This is a genomic window from Xanthomonas hortorum (assembly GCF_040279205.1).
Taxonomy (GTDB): domain Bacteria; phylum Pseudomonadota; class Gammaproteobacteria; order Xanthomonadales; family Xanthomonadaceae; genus Xanthomonas; species Xanthomonas hortorum_F.
Map to the genome: position 1 here is coordinate 20,899 of NZ_JBEOLS010000051.1, position 16,062 is coordinate 36,960.

At 63.1% G+C, this 16,062-nt stretch carries 8 protein-coding genes and 3 pseudogenes; 9 read left to right on the forward strand and 2 right to left on the reverse strand.

Going from position 1 to position 16,062, the window contains the following annotated elements; all coding sequences use genetic code 11:
- Nucleotides 1-149 precede the first annotated feature (149 nt).
- The 3 genes from gltB (at nucleotide 150) to ABS769_RS17245 (ending at nucleotide 8,025) form a co-directional block, all read left to right on the forward strand.
- Complete coding sequence (gltB, locus tag ABS769_RS17235) at nucleotides 150-4,622, forward strand: glutamate synthase large subunit (RefSeq protein ID WP_317060504.1); 4,473 nt, start codon at nucleotides 150-152, stop codon at nucleotides 4,620-4,622.
- A 118-nt stretch (nucleotides 4,623-4,740) separates the two neighbouring features.
- Nucleotides 4,741-6,222 (forward strand): FAD-dependent oxidoreductase, encoded by a 1,482-nt coding sequence (locus ABS769_RS17240; RefSeq protein ID WP_317060503.1) that lies wholly within the window; start codon nucleotides 4,741-4,743, stop codon nucleotides 6,220-6,222.
- A gap of 705 nt (nucleotides 6,223-6,927) precedes the next feature.
- A complete protein-coding gene (locus ABS769_RS17245) occupies nucleotides 6,928-8,025 on the forward strand; it encodes an acyltransferase (protein WP_317060501.1) in 1,098 nt (365 codons plus the stop codon).
- 165 nt (nucleotides 8,026-8,190) lie between these two features.
- Here the strand turns inward: ABS769_RS17245 and ABS769_RS17250 are convergent, their stop codons facing one another.
- Complete coding sequence (locus tag ABS769_RS17250; protein WP_006452229.1) at nucleotides 8,191-9,246, reverse strand: NAD(P)-dependent alcohol dehydrogenase; 1,056 nt, start codon at nucleotides 9,244-9,246, stop codon at nucleotides 8,191-8,193.
- Between the two features lie 303 nt (nucleotides 9,247-9,549).
- Between ABS769_RS17250 and ABS769_RS17255 the strand changes: the two genes are divergently transcribed.
- From ABS769_RS17255 to ABS769_RS17275, 6 genes and pseudogenes are all read left to right on the forward strand, one after another.
- Complete coding sequence (locus ABS769_RS17255; RefSeq protein WP_317060499.1) at nucleotides 9,550-10,623, forward strand: glycoside hydrolase family 5 protein; 1,074 nt, start codon at nucleotides 9,550-9,552, stop codon at nucleotides 10,621-10,623.
- 697 nt (nucleotides 10,624-11,320) lie between these two features.
- The gene (locus ABS769_RS17260) at nucleotides 11,321-12,316 is read left to right on the forward strand and encodes a glycoside hydrolase family 5 protein (protein ID WP_317060519.1); all 996 of its coding nucleotides are present in this window, start codon (nucleotides 11,321-11,323) and stop codon (nucleotides 12,314-12,316) included.
- A 385-nt stretch (nucleotides 12,317-12,701) separates the two neighbouring features.
- Nucleotides 12,702-13,763, forward strand: a complete 1,062-nt coding sequence (locus ABS769_RS17265; protein ID WP_317060497.1) for a glycoside hydrolase family 5 protein — start codon at nucleotides 12,702-12,704, stop codon at nucleotides 13,761-13,763.
- 164 nt (nucleotides 13,764-13,927) lie between these two features.
- Nucleotides 13,928-14,053, forward strand: a pseudogene (locus ABS769_RS22735) (IS30 family transposase); the annotation flags it as partial.
- Between the two features lie 399 nt (nucleotides 14,054-14,452).
- Nucleotides 14,453-15,511 carry a glycoside hydrolase family 5 protein gene (locus ABS769_RS17270; RefSeq protein ID WP_317060517.1) on the forward strand — a complete coding sequence of 353 codons (1,059 nt, stop codon included), beginning with the start codon at nucleotides 14,453-14,455 and terminating at the stop codon, nucleotides 15,509-15,511.
- A 293-nt stretch (nucleotides 15,512-15,804) separates the two neighbouring features.
- Nucleotides 15,805-15,936: pseudogene (locus ABS769_RS17275) on the forward strand (PepSY domain-containing protein); the annotation flags it as partial.
- A gap of 8 nt (nucleotides 15,937-15,944) precedes the next feature.
- Here the strand turns inward: ABS769_RS17275 and ABS769_RS17280 are convergent.
- A pseudogene (locus tag ABS769_RS17280) lies at nucleotides 15,945-16,062 on the reverse strand (IS5-like element ISCARN85 family transposase); the annotation flags it as partial.

Below are 16,062 nucleotides of genomic sequence, written 5' to 3' on the forward strand. Positions count from 1 at the left end.
TTGCGGCCGCCCTCGTTGCAGCTGTAACGGTGTATTGCGGCACCGCATCAACTGTGGTCTAGTCGATCATCCGGTGACCTCTTCGAAACGCTCCACGGATCGAGCGCTGCAACGTCGTCGCCGCTCTCCCAGATCGCAAAGAGGCAGACATGGCCCCCCGCACTCGCCAAGGGCTCAACGACTACGGTCTCTACAACAGCGCGCGCGACGAACGCGACGCCTGTGGTTTTGGCATGGTCGCCCAGTTGGACGACCAACCTTCCCGCTCGCTGGTAGACACCGCGATTGCGGCGCTCTCGCGCATGACCCACCGCGGCGGCGTGGCGGCCGACGGCCTCACCGGCGATGGCTGCGGCTTGCTGATCCGCAAACCCGATGCGTTCCTGCGCGGGCTGGCGCGCGATGCCGGTATCACCCTGGGCACGCGCTACGCGGCCGGTGTGGTGTTCCTGCCGCTGGACGAGGCCGATGCCGCACGCTGTCGTGCCGAACTGGAAACCCAGTTGCATACCGCCGGCGTGCACTTTCGCGGTTGGCGCGTGGTGCCCACCGACGACAGCGTGTGCGGGCAGCTGGCGCGCGACACCTTGCCGCGTATCGAGCAGCTATTCGTCGATGCAGGCGCGGAGCAGACCGAAGACGGCTTCACCCTGGCGCTGTTCCTGGCGCGCCGGCGCGCCGAGCAGGCGTTGCGCGAGGTAGACAACTTCTACGTCACCACCTTGTCGCCCAATGGCATCAGCTACAAGGGCATGGTGCTGCCGGACAAGCTGAGCACGTTCTATCCGGACCTGCAGCGCAGCGATCTGTCCTCCAGTGCGATCGTGTTCCACCAGCGGTTTTCCACCAACACGCTGCCGCGCTGGCCGCTGGCGCACCCGTTCCGCCTGCTCGCGCATAACGGCGAAATCAACACCATCGAGGGTAACCGCCGCTGGGCGCAGGCGCGCAGCAAGGTGTGGCAGACCCCGCGCTTCGACATCGCCGAGTTCGACCCGGTGATCTCCATGCATGGCTCCGATTCGCAGAGCCTGGACAACATGCTCGAGCTGCTGGTCGCCGGTGGCATGGACCTGCTGCAGGCGTTGCGCATCCTGGTGCCGCCGGCGACCCAGTCGCTGGAGTTCAAGGACGCCGACCTGGCCGCGTTCTACGAGTTCTACGGCCTCAATACCGAGCCGTGGGACGGCCCGGCCGGCATCGTCGCCTGCGACAGCCGCTATGCAGCCTGCATGCTCGATCGCAACGGGCTACGCCCTGCCCGCTGGATGCTGACCTCCGACCGTCATTTCCTGGTCGCCTCCGAGGCCGGCGTGTGGGAACTGCCGGCCGAGCGCATCACCCGCAAGGGCAAGCTGGGCCCGGGCGAGATGATGGCGATCGATCTCAAGCGCGGCGACCTGCTCGATTCGGATGCCATCGACCGCATCAACCGTGCGCGCGCGCCGTACAAGCAATGGCTGCAGCAGGGCGTGACCTATCTGCAGACCGAGTTGATCGACCCCTCGCTGGTGGAAGAACCCTTCAGCGAGCAGACCCTGCGCAGCTACCACAAGCTGTTCCAGCTCAGCACCGAGGAAGTGGAGCAGATCCTGCGCCCGCTGGCCGAGACCGAGCAGGAAGCCACCGGCTCGATGGGCGACGACACCCCGATGGCGGTGCTCAGCCGCCAGACCCGGCCGCTGTACGACTACTTCCGCCAGGCCTTCGCGCAGGTCACCAACCCGCCGATCGACCCGCTGCGCGAAGGCATCGCGATGTCGCTCACCACCCAGCTCGGCAAGGAGACCAACATCTTCCATGCCGGCGCGGAGACGGTGAACCACGTCATCCTCAACTCGCCGGTGCTCAGCCAACGCAAGCTGCGCCAGCTGTTGAAGATGGAGCAGTACGTCGAGCGCAATCGCCTGATCGACCTGTCCTATAGCGTGGAAGAAGGCCTCAAGGCCGGCCTGGAACGCATCTGCCAGGAAGCAGAGGCCGCCGCGCGCGCCGGTGCAGTGATGCTACTGCTGTCTGACCGCTACCCGGTGCCGGACCGGCCGATGGCGCATGCGCTGCTGGCCACCGGCGCGGTGCATCACCACCTGTGCAAGGTGGGGCTCCGCTGCGACGCCAACCTCATCATCGAAACCGGCACCGCGCGCGACCCGCACCACATGGCCTGCCTGCTCGGCTTCGGCGCTACTGCGGTGTATCCATATCTGGCCTACCAGACGCTGTTCGACCTGGGCCGGCGCGGCATCCTGCAGCTGAGCAAGGGCGGCGAGCAGTCGCAGATCGGCCGCCGCTATCGCAAGGGCATCTACAAGGGCCTGTCCAAGATCATTTCGAAGATGGGCATCTGCACCATCGCCAGTTATCGCGGCGCGCAGTTGTTCGAGATCGTCGGGCTGGACCCGGACGTGGTGGAGCTGTGCTTTGCCGAGACGCCCGCCCGCATCGGCGGCGTCAACCTGGCGCGGCTGGACACCGAGGCGCGCGAGCTCACCGCACGCGCCTGGAACGACCAGCTCAAGCCGGAAGTCGGCGGTCTGCTCAAGTACGTGCACGGCGGCGAGTACCACATGTACAACCCGGACGTGGTGATGACGCTGCAGCGCGCCACCCGCACCGGCGATGCCGGCGACTGGCAGAAATACGTGGATGCGGTGCATTCGCGCCCGGCCTCCACGCTGCGCGACCTGGTCCAGCTCAAGCGTGCCGAGACCCCGACCCCGCTGGACGAGGTCGCCCCGGCGGCCGATGTGCTGCGTCGCTTCGACACCGCTGCGATCAGCCTGGGCGCGTTGTCGCCCGAGGCGCACGAAGCACTGGCCATTGCGATGAACCGTCTGGGCGGGCGCAGCAATTCCGGCGAAGGCGGCGAAGATCCGGCCCGTTACGGCACCGAGAAGCGCTCCAAGATCAAGCAGGTGGCCTCCGGCCGCTTTGGCGTGACCCCGGAATACCTGGTCAATGCCGAAGTGCTGCAGATCAAGGTCGCCCAGGGCGCCAAGCCCGGCGAAGGCGGCCAGCTGCCCGGCCACAAGGTCAACGAACTGATCGCCCGGCTGCGTTACGCCAAGCCCGGCATCGGCCTGATCTCGCCGCCGCCGCATCACGACATCTATTCCATCGAGGACCTGGCCCAGCTGATCTACGACCTCAAGCAGGTCAACCCCACCGCACTGGTGTCGGTGAAGCTGGTCGCGCATGCCGGCGTCGGCACCATTGCCGCCGGCGTGGTCAAGGCCGGCGCCGATCTGATCACCGTGTCCGGCCACGACGGCGGCACCGGCGCCAGCCCGATCAGCTCGATCCGCTACGCCGGCGTGCCGTGGGAACTGGGCGTGGCCGAGTCGCACCAGGCGCTGGTGGCCAACGATCTGCGCGACCGCACCATCCTGCAGACCGATGGCGGCCTGAAGACCGGCCTGGACGTGGTCAAGGCCGCGTTGCTGGGCGCCGACAGCTTCGGCTTCGGCACCGCACCGATGATCGTGCTGGGCTGCAAGTACCTGCGCATCTGCCACCTCAACAACTGCGCCACCGGCGTGGCCACCCAGGACGAGCGCCTGCGTGCGAACTACTTCACCGGCTTGCCGGAGCGCGTGGAGCATTTCTTCCGCCTGCTGGCCGAAGAAGTGCGCCAGTGGCTGTCGTACCTGGGCGTGCGCTCGCTGGACGAGATCGTCGGCCGCACCGACCTGCTCGAACAGCTGGAGGTCTCGCCACGCGCCGGGGTCAAGGTCGATCTATCGCGCCTGCTCACGCATGCGCAGTACGACGGCAGCCATTGCGCCGCCCAGCGCCTGTACGAATCGCCCGACAGCCTGGCCACGCAGATGGATGGCCTGCTGGCCAATGCGATCGCCAACAAGACCGGCGGCGACCATCGCTTTTTGATCCACAACACCGACCGCTCGATCGGCGCGCGCCTGTCCGGTGCCATCGCCCGCGCGCACGGCAACCACGGCATGAGCGATGCGCCGTTGAACCTGCGCTTCCGCGGCACCGCCGGGCAGAGCTTCGGCGCGTTCAACGCCGGTGGCCTGCAGCTGGAGCTGGAAGGCGAAGCCAACGACTACGTCGGCAAGGGCATGGCCGGCGGCCGGCTGGTGGTGCGTCCGCCGCGTGGCGCGCGCTTCGAAGCGCGCAGCACGCCGATCGTGGGCAACACCTGCCTGTACGGCGCCACCGGCGGCGAACTGTTCGCGGCCGGCCGTGCCGGCGAGCGCTTTGCGGTGCGCAACTCCGGCGCACTGGCGGTGGTGGAAGGCGCCGGCGACCACTGCTGCGAATACATGACCGACGGCGTGGTGCTGGTGCTGGGCAAGGTGGGCCTGAACTTCGGCGCCGGCTTCACTGGCGGCCTGGCCTACGTGCTGGATATCGAACGCGACTTCGTGGACCGCTACAACCACGAGCTGATCGACATCCACCGCGTCTCTGCCGAGGGCTTCGAGAACCATCGCCAGCATCTGCACACCCTGATCAGCCGCCACCGCGAGCTGACCGGCAGCATCTGGGCGCAGCAGATCCTGGACGAGTTCCGCGACTACATCGGCAAGTTCTGGCTGGTCAAACCCAAGGCCGCCAGCATCGAGTCGCTGACAGAGTCACTCAGGCGTGCCGCCTGAGTGACGGGATTGGTGAATCGGGAATCGGGAATGGTGAAAAGCCCGGTTCGTCGGCTCCAATCCTGTCTCGCAGAACCGCCTTTGCGATTCCCCATTCCCTATTCCCGATTCCAGCCCTATGAGCCGCAAGCAAGCCTTCCAATTCCTCGACCTGCCCCGGACCATGCCCACGCGCATTCCGGTGGAGCTGCGTACGTCCGGTGACTGGGGCGAGTTGTACGGCAAGTTCGACAAGGCCGACGCGCAGTATCAGTCCGGCCGCTGTCTGGACTGCGGTAATCCGTATTGCAGCTGGAAGTGCCCGGTGCACAACGCGATCCCGCAGTGGCTGCAGCTGGTGCAGGAAAACCGCATCGAAGAAGCAGCCGCGCTGTGCCACTCCACCAATCCGCTGCCGGAAGTGTGCGGGCGGGTGTGTCCGCAGGACCGCCTGTGCGAAGGCAGCTGCACGCTGGAGGAATTCGGCGCGGTCACCATCGGTGCGGTGGAAAAATACATCGTCGATACCGCCTTCAAGATGGGCTGGCGCCCGGATCTGGGCAACGTGCAGCCGACCGGCTGGCGGGTGGCGGTGATCGGCGCCGGCCCGGCCGGCCTGTCGTGTGCGGACCGGCTGGTGCGTGCCGGCATCGAAGCGGTGGTCTACGACCGCTACGAGCAGATCGGCGGGCTGCTGCAGTTCGGCATTCCCAGCTTCAAGCTGGACAAGTCGGTGATCGGCAAGCGCCGCGAAATCCTCGAAGGCATGGGCGTGCAGTTCCGCCTGGGCGTGGAGATCGGCAAGGACGTCAGCATCGAGCAGTTGCTGGGCGAATTCGATGCGGTGTTCCTGGGCACCGGCGCCTACCGCTACACCGATGGCGGCCTGCCCGGCCAGGATCTGAAGAACGTGCTGCCGGCGCTGCCGTTTCTGGTGCAGAACAGCCGCATCGTCAGCGGCAACGACCCGCACGGCCGGCCGATCGCCGGCTGGGAAGACCAGATGGCGCTGCCCGATCTCAACGGCAAGCGCGTGGTGGTGCTGGGCGGCGGCGACACCGGCATGGACTGCGTGCGCAGCGCCATCCGCCTGGGCGCGGCCAAGGTCACCTGTGCGTACCGCCGCGACGAGGCCAGCATGCCGGGCTCGGCACGCGAAGTGGCCAACGCGCGCGAGGAAGGCGTGCGCTTTTTGTTCAACCGCCAGCCGCTGTCGATCGAATCCGGCGCCGACGACGAAGCCATTGGCGTCACCGTGGTGGAGACCAAGCTCGGCGAGCCCGATGCCAGCGGCCGCCGCAACGCAGTGCCGGTGGAAGGCAGCGAATCGCTGCTGGAAGCGGACGTGGTGATCATCGCCTTCGGCTTCTCGCCGACCGTACCGGACTGGCTGGCCTCGCAAGGCGTGGAAGCCGGCAGCAACGGCCGTATCGTCGCCCCTGCCGACGACAACGGCCGCCTGCCCTACCAGACCAGCAACCCACGCCTGTTCGCCGGTGGCGACTGCGTGCGCGGCGCCGACCTGGTGGTGACGGCTGTGGCCGAAGGCCGCGATGCGGCTGGCAGCATCGTGCAGCTGCTCGGCGTCAAGGCGCAGGTCAAGGAACCCGCTGCGGCCTGAGTGATTGCCAGCGGTGGGCGATGCGCCCACCATTGGTGCGGGCTCGCGTGCAGGCTCGCGTGCGGGCAACCCGCACGCTGCGTGAGCGGCTATGCCTGCGTGACGCACCGCGATGCAATGCCTCCACGGCGACGCGCCATGGGCATCGCATCCCACAAGGTCGCGCCTCGCCCGACCCGGAACGCTCGACGACCAATCCCCCTGTCTTTCGCGATCGGCACTTCGCTCACAGCGATCGTGCAGTGTTTGCTGCTGCGTGCGGTGATTTGTCCTGCCGCCGATCAGGCTGACGCTGGCAGCACGCTTAGACCACAACGCGACACCGCAGCGCCGCCTGCCGCTGAGCACGCGCTTCACCACATCTCGGCAACTGCAGACTCAAGCGGCCATTGATCATGCAAGGCGCCCGCACCCACGCATGACCTTGCCATCAGCGCACACACAAGCCTGCATCTATCTGCAGCCTCGACGATTGCACCCGCCAAACAAGTGTGATCTAAGTCACATATAAGCCGTCCCCGCATCACGCAGCCCAGCCACCCTAACTGACACGCGCAACGCTCTGCGCTTACCCGGATGTCCTCGGCAACGACGGTATCCGCCCTCCTCCCACGCGTGGACAACACCGCCGTGGAATCCAGACCTGATTCGTGTCGTCGCACACCGCGGCGGCAAAGCCGTGGGCCCCACCGAAGGAGCAACCTCATGACGTACCAAACCATTACCGGCAACCATAAACGCGATGACTGGGTGGACTGGCTACGCGGTGCCAGCGTACTGATGGTGATCGTCCTGCACGCCTATGGCTTTGCTTTCGACGCCTATCCCGAGCTACGCAGCGGCGCAGCCGGAGAAAGCAGCACGCTGATGCTGTCGATCGAGCGTATCAACCGCTCGCTGGCCCCATTGCGCATGCAGCTGATGTTCCTGCTCTCGGGCTTGTTCGTGGCGCGTGGGCTGGACAAGGGGATCGCGACCTACTTCAGCGGCAAGCTGCGGCACGTGTTGTATCCCTATCTGATCTGGTCGCTGCTGATCTTCGCGTTGCGCGAGGCAGGCTCGGTGCTGGCCAAGGCCGAACCTATCGCCTGGCTGGACCTGGGCAGGATCGCAGTCGGCAACGTGGCACTGACCTGGTTTCTGTTCTACCTGTTTGTGTTTCTTACAGTGATCCCACTGCTGCGTCGGCTGCCGGCCCCGTTGGTGCTGGCAGCGACCCTGCTGAGCTCGGTGTGCCTGGGCCCATTGCTGCGCCAGGGGGCCGACCCGTTCTATTACTTCGCGTTCTTCTACATCGGCACGCTGCTGGCCGGTCGCGTGCCGGCACTGCTACAGCAGGCACCGCGCTGGATCTGGGCACTGTCGTGCCTGAGCCTGTGCGCCATCGTGCTGATCGCCAATCTCACCGCGCTGCACGGTATCTGGATCGGCTACCTGCCGCTGGTACTGATCGCGCTGCCGCTGGTGATCGCTGCTGCAATCTGGGCAAACCAGCAACCGGCCGCGCAGGCGATCCGCTATGTGGGCCGCAACTCGGTGGTGTTCTATCTGACCCACTTCCCGCCATTCATCGTGCTGGCCTATCTGCTGCCGCGCTGGATCCACGATGGGTCGCTGCTGTTCTTCGCGTTGTTGGGCACCGGCGTGCTGGCGCCCACCCTGCTGTGCCTGCTGCGCACGCCGGGCCGCCTGCCCGCGCTGAACTTGCTGTTCTCCGCACCCATGCTGGCACGCCCCGCGACGCCGCTGGTGTCGCCCTATCCGGCGCAGGACGGCAGAGTGGCCGCCGCGCAGGGCGCCTGACCTGGTTGATCGCGTCGCGGTCCGGCGATGCTTGCAGCCGGTGGCCGGTGTCATCCGGCAGCAGCGTGGACGCGGTCACTACCGGGTCCACGCTGCAGTCGTTCGCAGGCACCTGATGTGCAGCCCTGTTGCAGGGCTGCATCGATTACCGGGCGCGTTGGGGAATCAGGCCGCCTTGTCCAGCGTGGCCATGTCGATCACGAAGCGATACTTCACGTCGCTCTTGAGCATGCGCTCGTAGGCCTCGTTGATCTGGTCGGCGCGAATCGTTTCGATGTCCGAGACGATGTTGTGCTTGGCGCAGAAATCCAGCATCTCCTGGGTCTGGCGGATGCCGCCAATCAACGAACCGGCCAGCGTGCGGCGCTTCATGATCAGATTGAACACGCTCGGCGAAGGGTGCGAGTGCTCGGGCACGCCGACCAGCACCATCGCCCCGTCGCGCTTGAGCGCAGCCAGGAACGGGTCCAGGTTGTGCGGCGCGGCCACGGTGTTGAGGATGAAGTCCAGTGTGTTGGCTTGCGCGGCCATCTGCGCCTCGTCCTTGGAGATCACCACTTCGCTGGCACCCAGACGCAACGCATCGGCGCGCTTGCTCTCGGAGGTGGTGAACAACACCACGGTGGCGCCCATCGCCTTGGCGATCTTCACTGCCATGTGGCCCAGGCCACCCAGGCCCACCACACCCACCTTCTGGCCGGGACCGACTTTCCAATGCGCCAGCGGCGAATAGGTGGTGATGCCGGCGCACAGCAGCGGCGCCACGGCGGCCAGGTTGTCGCTGTGCGAGATGCGCAGCACGTATTTCTGATCGACCACGATGTGGTCGGAGTACCCGCCGTAGGTGTTCTCGCCGCCAAACATCGGCCCGTTATAGGTGCCGGTAAAGCCCTGCTCGCAATACTGTTCTTCGCCTTCCTGGCAGGACGCGCAGCTGCGACAGCTGTCGACCATGCAGCCGACACCGGCCAGGTCGCCGACCTTGAAGCCAGTGACCGCATCGCCCACCGCCGTCACACGGCCGACGATCTCGTGGCCGGGCACCGACGGATACAGCGTGTTGTGCCATTCGTTGCGTGCGGTATGCAGATCGGAGTGACACACACCGCAATAGGCGATGTCGATCTGTACATCGTCGGGACCGGGTGCGCGCCGTTCGAACACGAACGGTGCAAGCGGTTGATCGGCGGTCTGGGCGGCGTAAGCGTGAGCTTTGCTCATGAGGGGGCTCCGGGCGTCACGTCCCCCGCGATGGTGCAGGAGACAAAAGTAAGCAGCTTCTAGCTTAAAACAGGCGCCTGTCGCACTCCTGCGACAGTGCGTCTTGCCTGTCGGGTTGCGAACGCCACCGCAGCGGCGTGGTGCGCCTTGCAGGCGTTTGCGCGATCAAATCGCTGCAGTAGGCGTGAATGGCGCACTAACGCCAAAGCTTCTACGCTGACCAACCACCATCCTGCCCTGCACCATCCCTGCTGGCCGTGCCCTCCCCCTGCGGCCACTCACGTCGATGCCGAAGGAGGCTTCATGTTTCGCTCTCCCGCACATTTCCCCTCGTTACGCAGTGCCGCACTCGCACTGACCTTGCTCACCGCGATGCCATTGGCGCAGGCAAAAGAGCCCGCCGCTGCGAAAAAAGAATCTGCCGGCCTGAAATATGTCGGTGTCAATCTCTCCGGCGCCGAGTTCAACTCGCGCAAGAAGCCGGGCACCTTGTACAAGGACTACACCTATCCGGCCGCGTCGGATTTCAGTTATTTCGCCGGCAAAGGCATGAATACGATCCGCTTGCCGTTCCTGTGGGAACGCCTGCAGCCACAGCTCAGCGGCGATCTGGATCCGGCGCAATTGGCGCTACTGAAGAAATCGGTGGCTGCGGCCAAGGCCAACAAGCAATACCTGATCCTGGATGTGCACAACTACGCCAAGTACAACGGCAAGCGCATCGGCACCAGCGATGTGCCCGCCGCCGCAGTGGCGGATCTGTGGCGCCGGCTGGCGCTGGAATTCAAGGACGACACGTCGGTGATCTTCGGGCTGATGAATGAGCCCAACGGGATTTCCGCAACCGACTGGGCTGCAGCGGCGCAGGGCGCAATCAACGCGATCCGCAAGACCGGCGCCAAGAACCTGATCCTGGTGCCGGGCACCGCCTACAGCGGCGCGCACAGCTGGCGCAGCGCCAACTATGGCGGTTCCAATGCCAAGGCGCTGGAGATCCTCAAGGACCCGGGCAACAACCTGGCCTTCGAAGCGCATCAATATCTGGACAGCGACTACAGCGGCACCAAGCCGGTCTGCACCAGCGCCACGGTTGGCGAAGAAAAATTGCGCGGGTTCACCGCATGGCTGCGCGAGAACAAGCAGAAAGGCTTTCTGGGCGAATTCGGCACTGCCAACAATCCTGTCTGCGACCAGGCGCTGGAAGGCATGCTGACCTACATGGAAAAGAACAGCGACGTGTGGCTGGGCTGGACCTGGTGGGCCGCCGGTGCATGGTGGAAGCCGGAGTACTTCTTCACCGTGCAGCCGGGCAAGGATGGCAGCGACAAGCCGCAGATCTCGATCCTGAGCAAGTACGCACGCCGCGCCACCAAGTAACACACGCTGGTCTGTTCGAATACGGTGGTCGCAGCAAGATGCTGCGGCCACCGTTTTTTTTTGCATGTATGACATGCGCTATGCCGAAGCATCGGGTGTGCGGGCGGTGGCATCACGGCTTATGCGCAAATCGGGCGGTGGCCCCGCAATCGCGCTACGCGTCTTGCAACATCCGCCTTGATGGAGTGCTGCCGCAATCACGGCGCAGCGCACAAAACCCCACGCGCAATACATCGCAAGTGCCGACGTCCCTTTAGCGCACCAGGTGAGTTTTATACGTGCAATTGCGATCTGCGTTGATGCAAGGCACACCACTGCATCGATGTGCAGTGGTGTAATCGCAAGACAACCTGCAACGTCACTCCATCTCGAATGCGCAGCAGTCGATGCAGTGCTGCTGCGCAGAGTGCGACCTGTGTGCGGCGATGGCGATGCGCGATGTGCGCTTTACCACATCAAAGCACGTGTATGTTTGGCAATAAGTGCCAAGTCGCTCACAGCTCCAATTAAGTGATATCTCGCATTCGTAGTTTGAATGTACGGATGCGCCTAGGGTGTAGGCGTTGCATTGTCGTCATGCACGTGGCAGGTCCACGCCAGTGCAATGCATCTCCCCCCGCGAATGCTTCAGGAGTCACCCATGTTGCCCTCTCCCCCCCGGACACGCCGGCTGCTTAGCTGCGCGTTCTCATTGCTGCTGCTTGTCATCATGCCGCTTGCACATGCACAGAGCGGCAATCGCCTGAAGTATGCCGGCGTCAATCTCTCTGGCGCAGAAATCAAATCCTCGCAAAAACCCGGCGTGCTCAACGTCGACTACCTGTATCCGGCTGTCAGCGATTACCGCTACTTCGCCGGCAAACACATGAACACCATTCGGCTACCCATCCTGTGGGAGCGCCTGCAACCCAAGGCTGGCGGTGAACTGGATGCGGCGCAATTGGCGCTGATCCGCCAGGCGGTCGCCAATGCAAAGGCCGCCAAGGTCTATCTGATTCTGGATGTGCACAACTACGCCAAGTACTACGGCAACAAGATCGGCAGCAGCCGCGTGCCGATCAGCACCTTTACCGATTTGTGGCGCCGTCTGGCGATCGCCTTCAAGAACGACAACGCGGTGATCTTCGGGCTGATGAATGAGCCTTACGACATCAATCCGCAATCCTGGGCCACCGCGGCACAAGCCTCGATCGACACCATCCGCAGAACCGGCACCAACAATCTGATTCTGGTTCCCGGTGCGCTGTGGAGCGGCGCGCACAGCTGGTATTCCACCGTTGCCGGGCAATCCAATGCCGTGGCACTGGCATCCATTCGCGACCCGCTCAATCGCTACGCCATCGAAGTGCATCAATATCTGGATACCGACTCCAGCGGTACCAGCGCCGGTTGCGTCAGCAGCACCGTCGGTGCCGAACGCCTGCGCAGTTTTACCCAATGGTTGCGCCTGAATCACAAGCGTGGATTTCTGGGTGAATTCGGCACTGGCAACAACGCGACCTGCAATAGCGCACTCAACAACATGCTGGGGTACATGGAGACCAACAGCGATGTGTGGATCGGCTGGACCTGGTGGGCGGCCGGTGCATGGTGGAACCGGACCTATCCATTCAACGTGCAGCCCGATGCGCAGGGACGCGACAAGCCACAGATGACGATCCTGAGCGCTCGCGCGCAGCGTGTCGCCCGCTAACAGCGGCACCTCGCATTCGTCTGCAAACCAGGCCTCGCATGCGCTGAGCATGCAGGCGCAACCGTGCACGGCGCCAATGAATCGGCGTCATGCAGTTGGCAGCAGACGCATCCATACGACGTTCTTTCGACAGCACACCGTCCGCGCTGACCGTGTGCCGAAGCGTGCGCGGCCGCTTTTTCCTGCCGCGCGTTACAGCGTGCTGGTGCGGAATGTGACCCCGGCGAATTGTGACTGGGAGTGAGTTCGCACATTTACTTAACGCTCAGTGTGCTGCGCGATCGGGCACAACCAATGCATTAAGTCCTACCGATGCAGCGCACTTGGCGCAAATCGCACGCAACCGGCTGCGACGCATCGTCCCCGTCGTTCAAGGAGTTGCTTTATGTCTTCTATTTCCTGCTCGCTGCGCAGCGTTGTTCGCTGTGCACTGCTTCTCATCCTGCTTGGCGTCTTGCCGCAGGTTCATGCGCAGACACGCGCACTCACCTACGCCGGAGTCAATCTTTCCGGTGCCGAGTTTGCATCGTCGAAAAAGCCGGGAGTCCTCAACAAAGACTATATGTACGCGCCTGCCAGCGATTACACCTATTTCGCCGGCGTTGGCATGAATACGATCCGCCTGCCCATTTTGTGGGAGCGCCTGCAACCCAGCGCACGTGGCGAACTGGATCCGGCGCAATTGGCATTGGTGCAGCAGGCAGTGGCCCGCGCCAAGGCATCGGGCATGTATCTGGTGCTGGATATCCATAACTATGCCAAATACTACGGTTATAAAATAGGCACTCCTGAGGTGCCGATTGCGACCTTCAGCGATTTATGGCGCCGTCTTGCGCTGGTGTTCAAAGACGATAACGCGGTGATTTTCGGGCTGATGAACGAGCCCAATGGGGTATCGGCAGGTGGCTGGGCTGCCGCTGCACAGGCAGGCATCGACAGCATTCGGGCCACCGGTGCAAACAATTTGATTCTGGTCCCCGGCGTGTTATGGACCGGCGCGCATAGTTGGTACTCGCCCACCAGCGATGGGTATTCCAACGCCACCGCGCTGACCTCCATCTACGACCCACTCAACCACTACGCGTTCGAAGTGCATCAGTACCTGGATGCCGATTCCAGCGGCACCAGCAATGTCTGCGTCAGTGCCACCGTCGGCGCCGATCGTCTACGCAGTTTCACCGGGTGGTTGCGCCTCAATCAAAAACGCGGTTTCCTGGGCGAATTCGGCACCGGCAACAACGCCGGTTGCAATGCAGCGCTGCAGGGCATGCTCGGGTATATGGAAACCAATGCAGATGTCTGGCTGGGCTGGACGTGGTGGGCTGCCGGTTCATGGTGGAACATCAGTTACGAATACAGCGTACATCCCAACAAGGACGGAACCGACAAGCCGCAGATGTCGATCCTGTCGCCACAGGCGACCCACGCGACACGCTTCAGCCCTTGATGTGACGTGATCTCGCCATGATCCGATCGAGCCGCCGCAAGGCGGCTCTTTTGTGTGTGTCATCGCAACGTGCGGTCACACAGCTTGGACTCGATATCCAAGTGCAACACCCGCATTGCAGTTGAAAAGCTATCACCACCTGACTGACGCCGGGGACGGAGGTGTTTCGGTTGGTGCGTGATCCTCTGGTGTTAGGGCGCTGCTTGCCCCAGCAGATTGCTGCCAGGCTCGCGTGCATGCATCCGGATGATCCTGCCCGGCGCGTCAGCCACAAAACCGTGGAAAGCGCATCGCTCAGTTAATAAACGCCTGCGATAAACATAAACGACGACGGCAAACGCTTATGCGTTCGCTGCGCGTGCTACTGCATTGTGACGTCAGTGATCCGACGCCGGACCGTTGACAGCGAGCGCATCCATACGATGGTCTTTCGACACGGCTTTGCATGTATCTCGGCTTTAAAAGCCTGCGCTGCCGCATTCCACGCCCCACGTTATAACGCGCTGATTCGAAAAGTGACCTGTGCGATATATGACTGCGCATCATTCCCCATATTTACTTCAAGGTTAATGTTCCCGGAGTTCGGTACGGCAGATGCATTAAAGACGACGGATGCGGCGTATTTCGCGCAGATCGCAAGCACAAAGGGTGCTGTGACGCATCTTCCCCGTCGTCTAAGGAGTTGCTTTATGTCTGCCGTTTCTCACTCGCTTCGCAACCTTGTCCGTTGCGCCCTGCTGTTCCTCCTGATCGGCACGTTGCCGCTCGCCCACGCAAGAACGCGCGTATTGAAATACGCCGGCGTCAATCTCTCAGGCGCAGAATTCGCGTCTTCCAAAAAGCCCGGAGTCCTCAACAAGGATTATATGTATCCGGCAACCAGCGATTACACCTATTTCGCAGGTGTAGGCATGAATACCATCCGTCTTCCCATCCTGTGGGAGCGCCTGCAACCGAGTGCGCGCGGCGAATTGGATCCGGCGCAACTGGCATTGGTGCAACAGGCGGTGGCACGCGCCAAGGCATCGGGCATGTATCTGGTGTTGGACATCCACAACTACGCCAAATACAACGGCTACAAGATCGGTAGCAGCGAGGTGCAAAACGCCACGTTCGCCGATTTATGGCGGCGTCTTGCGCTGGTGTTCCGCAACGACAATGCCGTGATCTTCGGCCTGATGAACGAGCCCAATGGCGTGTCTGCCAGCGGATGGGCTGGTAGCGCCCAGGCGGCGATCAACGCCATCCGCGTCACCGGTGCGAACAATTTGATCCTGGTCCCAGGCGTTCTCTGGACCGGTGCGCACAGTTGGTCCTCGCTCACAAGCGATGGCTATTCCAATGCCACTGCGCTGGCGTCCATCTACGATCCCCTCAACAACTACGCGTTCGAGGTGCATCAGTATCTGGACGCAGATTCCAGCGGCACGACCAACGTGTGCGTCAATTCCAGCATCGGTGCCGATCGTCTGCGCAGCTTCACCGAGTGGCTACGCGCCAATCACAAGCGCGGTTTCCTTGGAGAATTCGGCAGTGCCAGCAATAAGACCTGTAATAGTGCACTGTATGGCATGCTCAAGTATATGCAGAGAAACGACGATGTCTGGTTGGGCTGGACGTGGTGGGCCGCAGGTGCTTGGTGGGGCTCCTACGCCTATACCCTACAGCCGAACAAGGACGGCACCGACCGGCCGCAGATGTCGATCCTGTCTCCGTGGGCAGCGGGCATCACACGCGTCACACCTTGATGTAATCGGATCGAGCCGCCGCAAGGCGGCTCGATTTTATGCGTCCGTGCGGGCTGTGCATCGTTCTGGCTCCGGTGCGAATCGCAGCGCAACCATCCCGATCGCGTCATCGACGACCTTGCGCTATTACTGCAGCCACGTCCTGCGGAAGGTAAACATCACGTGCAAGGCGAATGAAGACCGGTGCGAGCATTTCAGCTGCCTGAACTCGTGCTACCGCGACGTCGGTTTTTTCACCCGATGGCGATGACAGCGCGTCCAGCGTGGGCACACTTCACTGCAGGAGCAGTCTCATGGCACATCGATTGATGAAGACCGCGCTGATCGGCGCACTCGCCCTGGCATCGCATGGCGCATTCGCGCAGGCCGCTGCCGATAAGCCGGCCAAGGCGCTGACCTCCGCCGAAATCACCAGCATGCTCACTAGGGCCTGTTAACACATCCGAAGCCCATCAACGACTAGGACGAAGCTGAGGAATCCAAGGAACATGACATCCAGCTTGTCGAAGCGCGAGAAAATCCGGCGGTAGCCTTTCAAGCGACGGAACAGT

Bases quoted from the DNA above. Each gene is read 5' to 3' on its own strand.
- ABS769_RS17255 (WP_317060499.1), top strand. From the start codon at position 9,550: ATGTTTCGCTCTCCCGCACATTTCCCCTCGTTACGCAGTGCCGCACTC.
- ABS769_RS17245 (WP_317060501.1), top strand. From the start codon at position 6,928: ATGACGTACCAAACCATTACCGGCAACCATAAACGCGATGACTGGGTG.
- gltB (WP_317060504.1), top strand. From the start codon at position 150: ATGGCCCCCCGCACTCGCCAAGGGCTCAACGACTACGGTCTCTACAAC.
- ABS769_RS17250 (WP_006452229.1), bottom strand. From the start codon at position 9,246: ATGAGCAAAGCTCACGCTTACGCCGCCCAGACCGCCGATCAACCGCTT.
- ABS769_RS17265 (WP_317060497.1), top strand. From the start codon at position 12,702: ATGTCTTCTATTTCCTGCTCGCTGCGCAGCGTTGTTCGCTGTGCACTG.
- ABS769_RS17240 (WP_317060503.1), top strand. From the start codon at position 4,741: ATGAGCCGCAAGCAAGCCTTCCAATTCCTCGACCTGCCCCGGACCATG.
- ABS769_RS17270 (WP_317060517.1), top strand. From the start codon at position 14,453: ATGTCTGCCGTTTCTCACTCGCTTCGCAACCTTGTCCGTTGCGCCCTG.